Origin of the sequence: Pseudomonas sp. A014 (genome assembly GCF_052378495.1) — a bacterium.
GTDB lineage: Bacteria > Pseudomonadota > Gammaproteobacteria > Pseudomonadales > Pseudomonadaceae > Aquipseudomonas > Aquipseudomonas machongensis.
In genome coordinates this window covers 1,900,956-1,917,129 of the sequence record NZ_CP199001.1, presented here as the reverse complement: position 1 = coordinate 1,917,129, position 16,174 = coordinate 1,900,956, and the positions used below count along the sequence as shown (strand labels likewise).

General features: G+C 62.1%; 14 protein-coding genes. 9 read left to right on the top strand and 5 right to left on the bottom strand.

The window, feature by feature from the left end:
* Nucleotides 1–146: 146 nt before the first annotated feature.
* The 3 genes from acnA to ACTYOL_RS08940 all read left to right on the top strand — a co-directional run bounded on the left by acnA (nt 147) and on the right by ACTYOL_RS08940 (nt 5,533).
* Nucleotides 147–2,888 carry an aconitate hydratase AcnA gene (acnA, locus tag ACTYOL_RS08950; RefSeq protein ID WP_444757797.1) on the top strand — a complete coding sequence of 914 codons (2,742 nt, stop codon included), beginning with the start codon at nt 147–149 and terminating at the stop codon, nt 2,886–2,888.
* Nucleotides 2,889–2,991: 103 nt separating this feature from the next.
* Complete coding sequence (locus ACTYOL_RS08945; protein ID WP_444757796.1) at nt 2,992–3,768, top strand: lysostaphin resistance A-like protein; 777 nt, start codon at nt 2,992–2,994, stop codon at nt 3,766–3,768.
* A gap of 199 nt (nt 3,769–3,967) precedes the next feature.
* Nucleotides 3,968–5,533 carry a methyl-accepting chemotaxis protein gene (locus tag ACTYOL_RS08940; RefSeq protein WP_054892449.1) on the top strand — a complete coding sequence of 522 codons (1,566 nt, stop codon included), beginning with the start codon at nt 3,968–3,970 and terminating at the stop codon, nt 5,531–5,533.
* Nucleotides 5,534–5,572: 39 nt separating this feature from the next.
* Here ACTYOL_RS08940 and ACTYOL_RS08935 read toward each other — a convergent pair whose 3' ends face one another.
* The 5 genes from ACTYOL_RS08935 to ACTYOL_RS08915 form a co-directional block, all read right to left on the bottom strand.
* Complete coding sequence (locus tag ACTYOL_RS08935) at nt 5,573–6,457, bottom strand: pseudouridine synthase (protein ID WP_444757795.1); 885 nt, start codon at nt 6,455–6,457, stop codon at nt 5,573–5,575.
* Nucleotides 6,458–6,506: 49 nt separating this feature from the next.
* The gene (locus tag ACTYOL_RS08930) at nt 6,507–6,815 is read right to left on the bottom strand and encodes a hypothetical protein (protein WP_054892451.1); all 309 of its coding nucleotides are present in this window, start codon (nt 6,813–6,815) and stop codon (nt 6,507–6,509) included.
* A gap of 71 nt (nt 6,816–6,886) precedes the next feature.
* Entirely contained in the window at nt 6,887–7,318 is a 432-nt protein-coding gene (locus ACTYOL_RS08925) for a D-Ala-D-Ala carboxypeptidase family metallohydrolase (RefSeq protein ID WP_200603215.1), read from the bottom strand.
* A 90-nt stretch (nt 7,319–7,408) separates the two neighbouring features.
* Entirely contained in the window at nt 7,409–7,645 is a 237-nt protein-coding gene (locus tag ACTYOL_RS08920; RefSeq protein WP_063544014.1) for a glutaredoxin family protein, read from the bottom strand.
* Between the two features lie 68 nt (nt 7,646–7,713).
* A complete protein-coding gene (locus tag ACTYOL_RS08915; protein ID WP_444757794.1) occupies nt 7,714–8,922 on the bottom strand; it encodes an ammonium transporter in 1,209 nt (402 codons plus the stop codon).
* A gap of 312 nt (nt 8,923–9,234) precedes the next feature.
* On the opposite strand from ACTYOL_RS08915, the gene ACTYOL_RS08910 reads away from it, so the two are divergent.
* The 6 genes from ACTYOL_RS08910 (at nt 9,235) to ACTYOL_RS08885 (ending at nt 16,172) form a co-directional block, all read left to right on the top strand.
* Nucleotides 9,235–9,549, top strand: coding sequence for a DUF883 family protein (locus ACTYOL_RS08910; protein ID WP_054892453.1), 315 nt, complete (start codon nt 9,235–9,237; stop codon nt 9,547–9,549).
* 9 nt (nt 9,550–9,558) lie between these two features.
* Complete coding sequence (locus ACTYOL_RS08905) at nt 9,559–9,933, top strand: phage holin family protein (protein WP_200603205.1); 375 nt, start codon at nt 9,559–9,561, stop codon at nt 9,931–9,933.
* On the top strand, nt 9,930–10,259 hold the full coding sequence (locus tag ACTYOL_RS08900) for a hypothetical protein (protein ID WP_054892455.1): 330 nt from the start codon (nt 9,930–9,932) through the stop codon (nt 10,257–10,259). The genes ACTYOL_RS08905 and ACTYOL_RS08900 overlap by 4 nt, the downstream gene beginning before the upstream one ends.
* Before the next feature lie 75 nt (nt 10,260–10,334).
* Nucleotides 10,335–11,666, top strand: coding sequence for a deoxyguanosinetriphosphate triphosphohydrolase (locus ACTYOL_RS08895; protein WP_125930368.1), 1,332 nt, complete (start codon nt 10,335–10,337; stop codon nt 11,664–11,666).
* A gap of 277 nt (nt 11,667–11,943) precedes the next feature.
* Nucleotides 11,944–12,564: a response regulator gene (locus tag ACTYOL_RS08890; RefSeq protein WP_444758136.1), complete on the top strand. Its 621-nt coding sequence runs from the start codon at nt 11,944–11,946 to the stop codon at nt 12,562–12,564.
* Between the two features lie 8 nt (nt 12,565–12,572).
* On the top strand, nt 12,573–16,172 hold the full coding sequence (locus ACTYOL_RS08885) for an ATP-binding protein (RefSeq protein ID WP_444757793.1): 3,600 nt from the start codon (nt 12,573–12,575) through the stop codon (nt 16,170–16,172).
* The last annotated feature ends 2 nt before the right edge of the window (nt 16,173–16,174 follow it).

Genomic DNA, 16,174 nt, shown 5'->3' with positions numbered 1-16,174 from the left:
GACATGCCCCGCAGGTCCAGAACAACGTCAGGCCCGCCAAAGCGGTCTAACCTGATTGTTCAGCCTGGCCCGTGCCGTGCGGGCCGATATAGAGCGGTGATACCGGTAACCACGACTGCCGGGCACCGGAGCACAAGGAGTTGGCAATGCCCTCGCTCGATAGCCTGAAAACCCTCAAGACCCTCCAGGTGGCCGACCGCGCCTACCACTATTTCAGCCTCACCGAGGCCGCCAGCCAGTTGGGCGACCTGCAACGCCTGCCCATGTCGCTCAAGGTCCTGCTGGAAAACCTGCTGCGCTGGGAAGACGGTGAAACCGTCACCGGCGACGACTTGCGAGCCCTGGCCGGCTGGCTGCAAGAGCGACGCTCCGACCGCGAGATCCAGTATCGACCTGCGCGGGTACTGATGCAGGACTTCACCGGCGTGCCCGCCGTGGTCGACCTCGCCGCCATGCGCGCGGCCATGGCCAAGGCTGGCGGCGATCCCCAGCGGATCAACCCGCTGTCGCCGGTTGACCTGGTGATCGACCACTCGGTAATGGTCGACCGCTACGCCACCGCCGAAGCCTTCGAACAGAACGTCGACATCGAGATGCAGCGCAACGGCGAACGCTACGCCTTCCTGCGCTGGGGCCAGAGTGCCTTCGACAACTTCCGCGTGGTGCCACCGGGCACGGGGATCTGCCACCAGGTCAACCTGGAATACCTTGGCCGCACCGTGTGGACCCGCGAGGAAGACGGGCGCACCTACGCCTTCCCCGACACCCTGGTCGGCACCGACTCGCACACCACCATGATCAACGGCCTGGGCGTGCTCGGCTGGGGTGTCGGTGGCATCGAGGCGGAGGCGGCGATGCTCGGCCAGCCGGTGTCGATGCTGATCCCCGAGGTGATCGGTTTCAAGCTCACCGGCAAGCTGCGCGAAGGCATCACCGCCACCGACCTGGTGCTGACGGTCACGCAGATGCTGCGCAAGAAGGGCGTGGTCGGCAAGTTCGTCGAATTCTATGGCGACGGCCTGGCCGACCTGCCGCTGGCCGACCGCGCCACCATCGCCAACATGGCGCCGGAATACGGAGCCACCTGCGGCTTCTTCCCGGTCGATGACGTCACCCTCGACTACCTGCGCTTGTCCGGTCGCCCCGACGAGACCGTGCAACTGGTCGAAGCCTACTGCAAGGCCCAGGGCCTGTGGCGCCTGCCTGGCCAGGAACCGCTGTTCAGCGACAGCCTGGCGCTGGACATGCACGAGGTCGAAGCCAGCCTCGCCGGGCCAAAGCGCCCGCAGGACCGAGTGGCGCTGTCCAAGGTCAGCCAGGCCTTCGACGGCTTCATCGAACTGCAGCCCAAGCCCTTGGCCAAGGAGGTCGGACGCCTGGAAAGCGAAGGGGGTGGCGGTGTTGCCGTGGGTAACGCCGACCAGGCCGGCGAGATCGACTACACGCACAACGGCCAGACCCACAAGCTGCGCGACGGCGCCGTGGTGATCGCGGCCATCACCTCCTGTACCAACACCTCCAACCCCAGCGTGATGATGGCCGCCGGGCTGGTCGCCAAGAAAGCCATCGAGAAAGGCCTGGCTCGCAAACCCTGGGTCAAGAGTTCGCTGGCGCCAGGTTCGAAAGTGGTCACCGACTACTTCAAGGCGGCCGGCCTTACCCCCTACCTCGATCAGTTGGGCTTCGACCTGGTCGGCTATGGCTGCACCACCTGCATCGGCAACTCGGGCCCGCTGGACGAGGCCATCGAGAAAGCGATCGGCAGCGCCGACCTGACCGTGGCGTCGGTGCTGTCGGGTAACCGCAACTTCGAAGGCCGGGTGCACCCGCTGGTCAAGACCAACTGGCTGGCCTCGCCACCGCTGGTGGTGGCCTATGCTTTGGCCGGCAGCGTGCGCGTGGATCTCACCCAGGATGCCCTGGGCACTGGCAAGGACGGCCAGCCGGTATACCTGCGCGATATCTGGCCCAGCCAACAGGAAATCGCCGACGCGGTGGCCAAGGTCGATACCGCCATGTTCCACAAGGAGTATGCCGAGGTGTTTGCCGGTGATGCCCAATGGCAGGCCATCGAAGTACCCCAGGCCGCTACCTATGTCTGGCAGGACGACTCCACCTACATCCAGCACCCGCCGTTCTTCGACGATATCGGCGGCCCGCTGCCGGAAATAGCCGACGTGCACGGGGCGCGCATTCTCGCGCTGCTCGGCGACTCGGTGACCACCGACCACATCTCTCCAGCCGGCAACATCAAGGCCGACAGCCCTGCCGGTCGCTACCTGCGCGACAAGGGCGTGGAGCCGCGCGACTTCAACTCCTATGGTTCACGTCGCGGCAACCACGAAGTGATGATGCGCGGCACCTTTGCCAACATCCGCATACGCAACGAAATGCTCGGCGGCGAGGAAGGCGGCAATACGCTGCATGTGCCCAGCGGCGAAAAACTGGCGATCTACGATGCCGCCATGCGCTACCAGGCGCAAGGCACGCCGCTGGTGGTGATCGCCGGGCAGGAATACGGCACCGGCTCCAGCCGCGACTGGGCCGCCAAGGGCACCAACCTGCTGGGGGTCAAGGCAGTGTTGGCCGAGAGCTTCGAGCGTATCCACCGCTCCAACCTGGTAGGGATGGGCGTTCTGCCCCTGCAGTTCAAGGCTGGCGACGATCGCAAGCGCCTGGGCCTGACCGGCAAGGAGCGCATCGATGTGCTGGGGCTCAGTGGCGCGCAGATCCGCCCGGGCATGAACCTGCAGTTGCGCATCCTGCGCGAGGATGGCCAGCAACAGGAGATCGAGGTGCTGTGCCGGATCGACACGCTCAATGAAGTCGAGTACTTCAAGTCGGGCGGGATTCTGCACTACGTGCTGCGACAACTGATCGCCGGTTGAAGGGAAGGCATCGCGGGTTCGCCCGCGATGCCTCTGCAACGTGTCCTGGCGCCCTCGGGGTGAGTCAAAGCATCATATCGATTTGCCACCTACCGGATTTCCGATGTCGCCTGCCCACTGGATCGCCCTCGCCCTGCTTGGTCTGGGCTATGCCCTCGCCCTGTTCCACGGCCACCTGGGACTCGCCGCCCTGCCCGCCTTGCTCGCCCTGTGTTGTACCGCACTGCTGGTGCGACGACCCGCAGGCTGGCAACGAGTGCTCGGGCACGGCTTGTTCATCGTCCTGGCCCTTGCCCTGGCGCTGCACTGGTTGCCCGGTTTCCAGGGGGCAAAGGTCATCGACAAGGTGGTGTTCAGCGAGGGCGCGCTGCCGTTCTCCATGTACCTGAACCTGGACAAGCCGCTGATCGGCTTCTGGATTCTGCTGGCTTGCCCCTGGATCCTGAGCCTGCGCGGGCGCGGTCTACTGCCAAGCCTCGGGCTGGTCTTGCCGCTGACATTGCTGGCTTGCCTGGGTGGCGCCTGGTCGCTTGGGATAGTGGGTTGGGCGCCGAAATGGCCGGAACAGACCTGGATCTGGGCCCTGAACAACCTGCTGCTGGTCAGCCTGACCGAAGAGCTGCTGTTCCGGGGTTATATCCAAGGTGGGCTGCAACGCCTGTTCAGGCACCAGGGGCTTGCATTGATCGTGGCCGCGCTGTTGTTCGGCCTGGCGCATCTGGGGAGCGGCTGGCAGTGGTTCTACCTGGCAAGCCTTGCGGGTATCGGCTACGGCCTGGCGTATCGACTCGGCGGCTTGAGCGCTGCGGTCGTGTGCCATTTCGCTGTCAACCTGACCCATTTCGCATTGTTTACTTATCCGATGCTGGCCCCAGGCTGAACAACGAGTCATGATCGGACCATAACGTCATAAATCGTTAAAAATGCTGACATCTTGAGTGCAAATGCAACCAACGATCCGCTTCCCTAGCTGATGGCTCATGGCCACTTATTGCTCCAGATCAAGCAAGTTAAATATTCATTCAATAAAACCATGGGCTTGCCGATACCTGTCGAAAGCCTTGCGGATTGAACAGCCAATGCGTAACAACCAGCCGATTACCCAGAGAGAACGGACTTTCCCTGCCCAGCAGCGGTTGATTTCCACCACCAACGCCAAAGGCGTGATCACCTACTGCAACGATGCTTTCATCGAAATCAGCGGTTTCTCACGCGAAGAGCTCACGGGAGCGCCACACAATCTGGTACGCCACCCTGACGTGCCCCCAGCAGTGTTCGCCCACATGTGGCAGACCCTCAAGCAGGGCCTGCCGTGGATGGGGATCGTCAAGAACCGCTGCAAGTCGGGCGACCATTACTGGGTCAATGCCTACGTCACGCCGATCTTCGACAACAACCAGGTGGTCGGTTTCGAGTCGGTGCGGGTCAAGCCCACGGCCGAACAGATCCGTCGCGCCGAAGCGCTTTACCAGCGTCTGAACCAGGGCAAGCCGGCGGTGCCGCGTCGTGACAAGTGGTTGCCGGTACTGCAGGACTGGCTGCCGTTCATTCTCATCAGCCAGATCGGCTTCCTCATCGGCAACTGGCTCGGCCACTCCTGGGGCTTTGCCCTGGCTGCTGCCGTTTCTGTCCCCCTCGGCCTGCTTGGCCTCACCTGGCAGCAGCGCGGCCTCAAGCGCCTGTTGCGCCTGGCCGAACAGACCACTTCCGATCCGCTGATCGCGCAGATGTTCACCGACAGCCGTGGCGTGCAGGCACGCCTGGAAATGGCCATGCTCAGCCAGGAATCCCGCCTGAAAACCTGCCTCACCCGGCTGCAGGACAGTGCCGAGCACCTGAGCGAGCAGGCGCGCCAGTCCGATGTGCTGGCGCACAAGAGTTCTTCGGGGCTGGAACGCCAGCGCGTGGAGACCGAGCAAGTCGCCGCTGCCGTCAACCAGATGGCTGCTACCACGCAAGAAGTGGCCAACCACGTGCAGCGCACCGCCGATGCCACCCAGGAAGCCAATCGCCTGACCAGCCAAGGCCGTCAGATCGCCGGGGAAACCCGCGAAGCCATCGAACGCCTCTCCGCAGCGGTGGGTGAAACCGGCCAGACCGTCACCCAGTTGGCCAAGGACAGCGACGAGATCGGTGGTGTGGTCGATGTGATCAAGGGCATCGCCGACCAGACCAACCTGCTGGCGCTCAATGCTGCCATCGAAGCGGCCCGCGCCGGGGAAATGGGCCGGGGCTTCGCCGTGGTTGCCGACGAAGTGCGCCAGCTGGCGCAACGTACCGCCGAATCCACCGGACAGATCCACGGCCTGATCGCCAAGCTGCAGCAGACTGCCAGCAATGCCGTGCAAACCATGGAGACCGGCCACCGTCAGGCCGAGGAAGGCGTCGAGCGAGTGATGCAAGCCGACCAGGCGCTGGTAGGGATCAGCGAAGCGGTGGCCAACATCACCGACATGGCTACCCAGATCGCTGCTGCCACGGAAGAACAGACTGCAGTGGCGGACGAGATCAGCCGCAACATCAGCACCATAGCCGATCTGGCCGACCAGACGGCAGAGCAGGCGCAGCATTCGGCACTGCTCAGTGAAGAACTGACCAGTACGGCTGGAACGCAGTACTCGCTAGTGGAGCGGTTCAACCGCTGAGTGACAAAAAAGGGGCTGCCTGAGGCAGCCCCCTTTTTTTTACCAGTCCAGACTCAAACGGCTCTGGAAATACCGCTTTTCACCCGTCAGCGGATCGTCGAACCCTAGACTTTGCGCCAGCAGTTTCAATGGCCGCTCGTAGTCGTCCTCGCCCTCGAGCAATGTCGGATAGAACGGGTCGTTGCTGATCGCGGCGCCCAGTGCCGCCATGTGCACTCTCAACTGATGGGTCTTGCCGGTCACGGGCGAGAGCCCGTAACGCCACAGGTTACCGTTCTTCCCCAGGACTTCGGCCAGGGTCTCGCTGTTCGCCACCCCTTCGACCTCACGCATGCGAAAGAACGGCTCACCATGCTCCAGCCGACTACGGTGCACCAACGGAAACTCCCGCGTCGGCAGCGCAGCAGCGATGGCCTGGTAGCGTTTGTCGATGCGTCGCTCGGGAAACAGCCGCTGATAGGCGCTGCGCGACTGCGGACTGGACGAGAACAGCACCAACCCCGCCGTATGCCGGTCGATGCGGTGCAGCGGCACCAGATGGGGATTGTCCAGACGACGGATCAGGCGTCGAAGCAGGGTGTGCTCGACATACTCGCCCGTGGGTGTGACTGGCAGGAAATGCGGCTTGTCCGCCACCACCAGGTGCTCATCGCAATGCAGGATGGTTTCCTGGACGGGAATGGGCCTTTCATTGGGGACTTCACGAAAGTAATGCAGACGCATGCCACGGCGGTAAGGCAGATCGGCCGCCACTGCCCTGCCCTCGGCATCGAGCACTCGCCCTCGACTGAAGCGATCGAGCCATTGGTCACGACCAATGCCCTTGAAGTGATCGCACAGGCAATCGAGGACCGTGATCCAATCGCCAGGCGGCAAACAAACGGTACTGGCTTGCTGGTGAGCTGGGTCGAACGGCGTGGACATGGCAGGCTCTGTAATCAATGAGCGGGCATTATCGCCAATGCCCGCTCACTCAACCAGCCTCGCCAACTTGCTCACAACGCGACTTGAGCCAGCGCAACACCTGCACCGCCTCCCAGCGTCCGGCATCATAAAGGGCGTAGACCACCCCCTCGTAGCCAACGACATCCAGCGGGCGATGAAAGCCTGCGCGCTGGAACAGCGCCTCGATCTCGGCAAAGCAGGTATTGAAATGGACCTTGCCGAACGGAGTACGGTCGTCGGTCACCAAGCCCTCCATGCGCAGCTCAAGCACCGCATCGCACACCGCTTCCGGGGGCATGCGGTTGACGCTGTACTTCAGTTGCTCGACATTGTGCATCGCCTCACCCCAAATACTGTATCTTTATACAGCATACGAATACCGTGGCCATTCCGTCAATTCGCAACAGCTCATTGCAAGCCTGGCAGGTGGCCGGTCCCCTTGCGAACAGTCATTACCTGGCGCCTGGGGTTGTCGCGTGAAATGGCCAGGTGAACCCAGGTGTCGAACTCCAGGATCAGTTGATCGAACACAATGGAACTGTCGCGAATGCATTCGGCCAGTTGCCGGGGCGTCATCGTTTTTACGCACATGTCGGCGGCCAGGCCGAGGCAATGCGCACTGTTGCGCACGCCGCCCACAAGCTGGTTGACGGTTTCATTGCGAAAACCGCTGGTGATCTGGATCGGGGAGTCGATCAAGGCTCGCACCTCTTCGAGCACCCCGCACAGCAAGCGCAGATTGGCCAAAGCCTCGGGATCGGGATCGTTGGGTATAGCGTTGTGCGCGGCGGCCAGCGAAAACGTCATCTCTTCGAGCGTGAAGTTCGGCGTAAGAAACATGATGTGTCCCCGGGTGATCGGCTGTATCGGGCCAGCATCATCGACCAGGACCACACCGGACGGGATGAAGGAAACGCTCCCCCCTACCTGTCACTTGAGGAACGCCGCCACCTGCTGCGCGTCGAACGGCCAGAGCAGTTCGGTGCCGCTGTCGCAGCGACGCAAGACAGGGATGATCAAGCCGTAACGCTCGAACATGGCTTCATCATCGGCGATATCAACCAATTCGACCCACAGCCCGTGCTCGACGAACGGCATCAACACAGCCTCGGCGACTTCACACAAATGGCACCCCAAGGTGCCGAACAATTGGCATTCAGGCAGCATTATCAGTTCCCGGGCCCAGTGAAGAGACGCTCATTCTAGGCCCGCCGGGAGCCGCCTGCATCTGCTGCTCAATCCTGACTGGTAGCGCCGATACGGTGCAGGGACAGGTCCGCCCCCTGGAACTCCTGCTCATGGCTCAAGCGCAAACCATGTACCGCCTTGACCAGCCCGTACACGGCAAAGCCACCAGCCAAGGCCACCAGTACGCCTGCCAGGCTGCCAAACAACTGGCTCGCCAGGCTGACACCGCCCAGCCCTCCGAGCGCCGACTGGCCGAAGATACCGCACGCCAAACCGCCCCAAACGCCGCATACACCATGTAGCGGCCATACGCCAAGTACATCGTCGACTTTCCAGCGATTCTGCGAGGCAGTGAAGCACCCCACGAACAGTGCTCCCGCCACCAGCCCGGTCACCAGCGCGCCAACCGGGTGCATGAGATCGGAACCGGCACACACCGCCACCAATCCGGCCAGTGGGCCATTGTGCAGGAAGCCCGGGTCATTGCGCCCGACCAGCAAGGCCGAGAGCGTGCCGCCGACCATCGCCATCAGCGAATTGATCGCCACCAGGCCGCTGACACCCTCCAGGGTTTGTGCACTCATGACGTTGAAGCCGAACCAGCCGATGATCAGGATCCACGACCCCAGCGCGAGGAACGGAATACTGGAAGGAGCGAAAGCCACCAGCCGTCCATCACGGTACCGTCCTCGACGGGCACCGAGCAGGATGACGGCAGCCAGCGCCAGCCAGCCGCCCATGGCATGCACCACCACCGAACCGGCAAAGTCATGGAACGGTGCGCCAAACCGGGCTTGCAACCAGGCCTGGACGCCCAGGTTGCCGTTCCACACCGCCCCTTCGAAGAAGGGGTAGACGAAGGCCACGATCAGCGCGGTGGCACATAACTGCGGGGCAAAACGTGCACGCTCGGCGATGCCTCCGGAGATGATTGCCGGAATCGCCGCAGCGAAGGTCAGCAGGAAGAAGCACTTGACCAAGGCATAGCCATGATCGCTGGCCAACTCCGCAGCCGGCTGGAAAAAGCTGACGCCGTAGGCGATCCAGTAGCCGATGAAGAAATACACCAGCGCCGAGACGGCGAAGTCGCTGAGAATCTTGCACAGGGCATTGACCTGGTTCTTGTGCCGCACGGTACCGACCTCGAGAAAGGCGAAACCCGCGTGCATGGCCAGGACCAGAATGGCCCCCATGAGGATGAACAGGGTGTTGGAGCCATGGACGAGTGAGTCCATCGCGCTATGCATGTTTTCCATGGAATGGGCAGACCTGCTGAAAAGTGCACCAGGACAGTTCAGAAACCTTGCTCGCGCACCTGATCGGTGCCTGCCGTGCGCCCCGTTTTGGGGGAGCGGCTACATAGGGAGTGGTTTTTTCTTGGGTTTGTCGTGGATTGGGTTAAGGTTTATCGGTGTCGGCCAGGGCCTTGCGCGCATATGGGGCAGCGCCCGGCATCGACGCCCCGCGACCCGGCAGAACAAAGCAAACGCCGTACCAGCGACAAGTGGTGAACCTTCCGCCACACTCATCACTCGAAATAGCCACACACATCGACAGGGAGAGACCCCATGGCCAGCAAATCGGCAAAGACTGCACAAGAGATCTTGATGGCTGACTTCCAGGCACTGGTGCGCGACACCGAGAAATTACTCGCCGACACTGCCAATCTGGCGGGCGACCAGGCCGACGAGCTGCGTGGCCAGATCCACGACCGCCTGCAGCAGGCCCGCGAAAGCCTGCAACTGACCCAGGACTCGGTCCGCGAGCGCGGTCAGGCAGCGCTGGGCAGTGCCGAGGAGTACGTACAGGAAAACCCATGGCAGGCCATCGGCATCGCAGCCGGTGTCGGGCTGCTGGTCGGCCTGCTCGCCAGCCGCCGCTGAGGAGGACGCATGGACAACGATGCCATCGGCGCCGGCGTTTCCGGCAGACGCCTCGGCGCGGCCATCCTGGGGCTGCTGCACAGCCACATCGAACTGTTCGGCATCGAATTGCAAGAGCAGAAAGGCCGAACCCTTCGCCTGCTGCTGTTCGCAGGCCTGGCACTGGTATTCGCCCTGCTCCTGCTGACCGCGCTGTCCGGGCTGATCCTGGTACTGCTGTGGGACAGCTACCGATTGGCCGGCATCGTCGGCCTTTGCGTGTTCTACAGCGCCGCGGCACTCTATTGCGGCCTGCGCCTGAAGGCCGCAGTGTTCGATGAATCTTCACCGTTCAACAGCACCCTCGAAGAACTCGCCAAGGACCGGGAGCGCCTGTTGCCATGAGCCTGCCTGAACTGCCTAATACCCGTAATCCTCGCGAACTGCGCAAGGCGCTGCTACGCCTGCGTCTGGAAATGCACCGCCAGGAGATCCGCCACGAGTCTCGTCAACTGCTCGAGCCGGTCCAGCGCCTGCGCGGCATGGGCGCATCGGTCCAGGACGGCCTCGGCATCAAGCACGCTCCGCTGTGGGGCCTGGGTGTCGTGGTCGCCATGGGCTTTCTGACCGGAAAGGGCGTGCGCAGCGGCAACCTGGCGCGCCTGGTGCGCCTGGGTGGCAGCCTGGCCCCTCTGGTGCGCCTGTTCCTGCAGAACGGCCGTCATCGCTGAAACGAGGCGCCCGCCGCTTGCGCGGGCGCCCGTGACACGGGAAGCTATGGCCACCATCTGACGGGAGATCGAGCCTTGGACTGGCATACCCTGCTCAACCGCGAACGCCTCGGCAAAGCCTTGTACAGCCCCGAAGAACTGGGCCGCAGCCCATTCCACAAGGACCATGACCGCATCATCTTCTCCGGCGCCTTCCGCCGCCTGGGGCGCAAGACCCAGGTCCACCCGGTGTCCAGCAACGACCACATCCACACCCGCCTCACCCACTCCCTCGAAGTCAGTTGCGTAGGCCGCTCGCTGGGCATGAGGGTCGGCGAGACCCTGCGCGCCAACCTGCCCGACTGGTGTGCACCAAGCGACCTGGGCATGATCGTGCAATCGGCCTGCCTGGCTCACGACATCGGCAACCCACCGTTCGGCCACTCCGGTGAAGACGCCATCCGCCACTGGTTTCAGCAGGCAGCGGGCCGTGGGTGGCTCGACGACATGAGCGACGACCAACGTGCCGACTTTCTCAACTTCGAAGGTAATGCCCAGGGTTTTCGCGTGCTCACCCAGCTGGAATACCACCAGTTCGACGGCGGCACCCGTCTGACCTACGCCACCCTCGGCACCTACCTCAAGTACCCATGGAGCGCCCGTCATGCCGACGCGCTGGGGTACAAGAAACACAAGTTCGGCTGCTACCAGAGCGAACTGCCGCTGCTGCAGCAGATCGCTCACAAGCTGGGCCTGCCACAGCTCGAGGAACAACGCTGGGCTCGTCACCCGCTGGTGTACCTGATGGAGGCCGCGGACGACATCTGCTACGCGCTGATCGACCTGGAGGACGGCCTGGAGATGGAGCTGCTGCAGTACGCCGAGGTCGAGGCGCTGCTGCTGGACCTGGTCGGTGACGACCTGCCCGACACCTATCGGCAACTGGGCCCGGCGGATTCTCGTCGGCGCAAGCTGGCCATTCTGCGCGGCAAGGCCATCGAGCACTTGACCAACGCCGCCGCCGAGGCCTTCGTCGAACAGCAACAGGCACTGCTGGCCGGGCATCTGGCAGGGGACCTGGTCGAGCACATGCACGGACCGGCCAAGCACTGTGTGCTGCAGGCCAAGGATATCGCGCGCAAGAAGATCTTCCAGGACAAGCGCAAGACCCTGCACGAGATCGGCGCCTATACCACGCTGGAGATCCTCCTCAATGCCTTCTGCGGCGCAGCGCTCGAGCAACACGGTGGGCGCACGCCGTCATTCAAGAGTCGGCGTGTGCTGGACCTGATCGGCAACCACGCCCCCGACCCACACGGCACCCTGCACAACGCCTTCCTGCGCATGATCGACTTCATCGCTGGCATGACCGACAGCTACGCCAGTGAAATGGCTGGAGAAATGACAGGACGCTCCAGCCCTCATTGACAGACAACGAGGGACGGTCAGCCCCGGCTTGCCGTCCCTCTTGAAAGAAACTTCCTACGCAACCACTGCGCCATTAAATACTCAGAAGAATAATTTGAGATTTAGTGACTTTCTCGTCTTGACTCCTTACAAAACTCATACATATCCAAGCTGCGTGTAGTACTTGGACGTAGGTCTTTTCCCATATATGGCGTTACGCCTAGCCTCTCATGCGCGAAGGCGGTCAACTGCGATAAGGTTTTGTTTGCATCTGACAATCGCCGACTGGGAAGTTGATATGAGCTCCATATTTATTGTTGATGACCACCCCGTGATTCGCCTGGCCATTCGCATGTTGCTGGAAAATCAGAGCTACAAGGTCATTGGCGAATCTGACAACGGCGTCGAGGCCATGCAGATGATCCGTGAGACCCAGCCTGACCTGGTGATCCTCGACATCAGCATCCCCAAGCTCGACGGTTTGGAAGTCCTGGCACGTTTTCAGACCATGGGGCTGCCACTGAAAGTGCTGGTACTGACGGCACAGTCGCCTGCGTTGTTCGCGATCCGTTGCATGCACTCAGGCGCTGCCGGATTCGTATGCAAGCAGGAAGATCTGAGTGAATTGCTCAGCGCAGTCAAGGCCGTACTTTCTGGTTACAACTACTTCCCCAGCCAGGCAATGAACCCCCACCAGGAAATATCCGCTCGTGACATGGATCTTTTCCGACACGTTAACGACAGAGAGTTGATGGTTCTTCAACTTTTCGCACAGGGGCGCAGCAACAAGGAAATAGCCAAAGGCATGTTCCTCAGCAACAAGACTGTCAGCACCTACAAAAAACGCCTGATGCAGAAGTTAAGGGTCGATACCTTGGTCGACCTGATCGAAGTGGCCAAGCGCAACGCGCTGGTCTGAGGTGGATCATGCCGAGGTACATCGCCTGCGTGCTGCTGACCCTGCTCAGCCTGGGTTGCCAGGCTCAAACGAAGCAGGAGCCCGCCCCCAGGAAGCTCAACCTGCTGGTCCGCTCCACCTCCGAAGCAACCGTGCCAGCTTTTTCGACCGCGCAGCAGCAATGGCTGCAATGCCGCACCAGCCTGACACTGGGAACCTCCGCGCCCAACAATCCGCCCTTCGACGTTACCAATGGCAGCGAATATCAAGGCTTGACAGCGGAGTATGCCGGCCTGATCGGCAGGGCACTGGGGCTGGAAATAAAGGTGCTGCGCTTTAATCATCGCCAGGACGCAGTCCAAGCACTCAAGGCCGGGCGCATCGATCTGCTTGGCAGTGCAAACGGCTATGAGGCCGCGGTCGAGGGGGTGGCGCTGTCCAAACCCTACGCTGTAGATCGCCCCGTTCTGGTCACCCGCGAAGACGAGACACGCCCCCTCGACCTGGGGCTCGCCGACTTGCGCCTGAGCACGCTCTATCATTACCTGCCGCTCGAGGATATACATGCGCTTTACCCGCAAGCCCAGCTGAAAACCTTCGGTTCCACCTCCGAAGCGCTGAACGCTGTCGCATTTGGCCAGGCCGACGTCTTTCTCGGCGATACCATTTCGACTCACTTCCAGCTTACCCGCGGTCATCTGCCACAACTGCGCATGAGCAATTTCGGCAAGCACGAAGCCGTGGGCTTCAGCTTTGCCGTGCGTGCCCAGGATCAGCTGTTGATGGGCCTGATCAACACCATCCTGGACAGCCAGCCGGCCAGCGTCAGGAATTCGATCTTCAAGCGCTGGAGCGCGGGCAGCGACCTGCTGCTTACCGATCGTCGGCTGCAACTGACGCCGCGCGAGCAGCAATGGCTACATGATCACCCGAGCATGCGCGTGGTGGTAAACGATACCTCGGCTCCCCTGTCATTCTTCGACGGCAACGGCCATTTCCGCGGTATCACTGCCGACCTGCTGGAGCTGGTTCGACTGCGCACCGGCTTGCGTTTCGAGATCCAACGCGCTACCGGGATAAAGGAAATGATCCAGTCACTCGCGCAGGGCAGTGCTGACCTGATTGCTGCACTTGCCATCGCATCGCCTGCCCGAACAGACCTGCAACTCAGTCGCCCGTATCTCGAGAGCCCCTATGTACTGGTTACCCGCAGCGGCCGACCGTACACGTCGCTGGAACATCTGAATGGCCGCCGGGTCGCCGTTACACGACATACCTCCCCCTCCGTCCTGCTGGCGACGGCACACCCGAAGATCCGACTGATCGAGACCGAAAGCACTTTCTACTCCATGGCCCTGCTGGGCAGCGGCGCCGTGGACGCAGCCATCACCACGCTGCTGGATGCCAACCACGCCATCGCCGCCAACAACGATCTGGTGATCCGCAGCACCGTCGGCAACGACCCGGCCACCTTCTCCATGGCCAGCGTCAAGGACGCCAGCCCGCTGGCCTCCATCCTCGACAAAGCCTTGCTGAGCATCACGCCTGAAGAGCTGGGTGTCATCAACAGTCGCTGGCGCGGTTATGCATTGCACGATGGTGGCCAATGGCGCGAGTACCAGCGGCTGGTGCTGCAGGTCGTGCTGGGGATCGGCATCCTGCTGTTACTGGCGCTGGCCTGGAACGCCTACTTGCGACGCCAGATACGGCAGCGTCGCCGGGCAGAACGCGCCTTGAACGATCAGCTCGAGTTCATGCGCGCCCTGCTCAATGGGACCCCTCACCCGATGTACGTACGCGATCGCGAAGGACGGTTGCAAAGCTGTAACGACAGCTATCTGGAGGCCGTCGACGCGAGTGCCGACGCGGTCATGGGCAAACTGCTCCATGAAAGCCTGTTCAGCAACTGCGACTATACCCGGCAGATCCAAACCGACTATCTGCAAGTAATGGAAGCAGGCACGCCGCTGATCATCGACCGCCCCCTGCGCCTTAAAGACCGCGAACTGACCATCTACCACTGGATCCTTCCCTACCGCGACTCGCTGGGCGAAGTGCAAGGCATCATCGGCGGCTGGATCGACATCAGCGAACGCCGCAAGCTGATCCAGGACCTGCGCCTCGCGAAACAGCAGGCCGACGATGCCAACCGGGCCAAGAGCACCTTCCTGGCGACCATCAGCCATGAAATCCGCACGCCGATGAACGCCGTCATCGGCATGCTCGAACTCGCGGCCAGACGCGCCGATCAGGGGCAGTTGGACAAAGCGTCGATCGAGGTCGCCTATCATTCGGCCAGGGACCTGCTCGGGCTGATTGGCGATATTCTCGACATCGTCAGAATAGAGTCCGGGCATATGTCCCTGAGCCCCGAACCGATCGATCTGGCATCCCTGATCGAATCGGTACGACGGGTATTCGAAGGTCAGGCCCGAGAAAAAGGCCTGCTGCTGGAAGTGGTCATAGATCCCTCGGCACGTTGCCACGCCCTGCTCGATCCACTGCGTTTCAAGCAGGTGCTCTCCAACCTGGTCAGCAACTCGATCAAATTCACCAACGATGGCCATGTACGCATCAAAGCCTCGGTGCAGGAAAGCGAGCGCGACATGCTCGAGCTGGAAGTGCGCGACAGCGGGATCGGCATTCACGATGACGACTTGCGACGGTTGTTCACCCCCTTCGTACAGGTCGACCCACAGAGCGAAAGCGCCCGTGCCGGCACTGGGCTGGGCCTGGCGATCTGTCGCACCCTGTGCGAAATGATGGGCGGCCAACTGGCGATCAAGAGCCTGCAGGGCGTGGGTACCCAGGTACGACTGCTGATGCCGCTGCAGCGCGTGGCACCGCCCCCGGACAGCGTCGTGCGGCCCCCGCACATAGAGGCACCCGACACGCGGCTCAGGGTTCTTGTCATCGACGACCATCCCGCCAACCTGCAGTTGATGGCCCAGCAACTGACCTACCTGGGGCTCTGGCATGACAGCGCCCGCGACGGTCAGGAAGGGCTGGAAAAATGGCGGCACACAGACTTCGACGTGCTGATCCTGGACTGCAATATGCCGCGCATGAATGGCTACCAGCTGGCAGAAGTCCTGCGCAGTGAAGAACGTCAACGGGGCAAGACGCCTTGCACCATTCTCGGCTACACCGCCAACGCCCAACCGGAAGTGCGCCAGCGTTGCCTGAACGCCGGCATGGACGACTGCCTGCTCAAGCCCATCAGCCTGCAAACCCTCGGCTTGCATCTGGCCAGCGTGAGCCCCTCGCAACGGCGGCAATCACAAGAACCTTTCGACCTCGACGCACTGGCGAAGATCGTCGGTGACCGCTGCGAAGACCGGGCAAGAATGCTGGCTACACTGCAACTGAGTCTCGAGCAGGACCTCACTCTACTGATGGCCCTGGACCCCGAGCACGACGCACAGGCCATCGTCGAACAGGCGCACAAGATTCTTGGCGTGGCACGCATGTTGGATGCAAAGGGATTGATGGAGGCTTGTCAGGCGCTGGAAACAGAGGGTCTGTCGTCGACGCAACTGAAACTGCGTCGCCAGGCACTGGCGCGGCAGATGCGCCGCATAGAGAAGGCCTTGGCCGGTCAGCGTTGCCGACCAGCCAAGGCACAGTGACG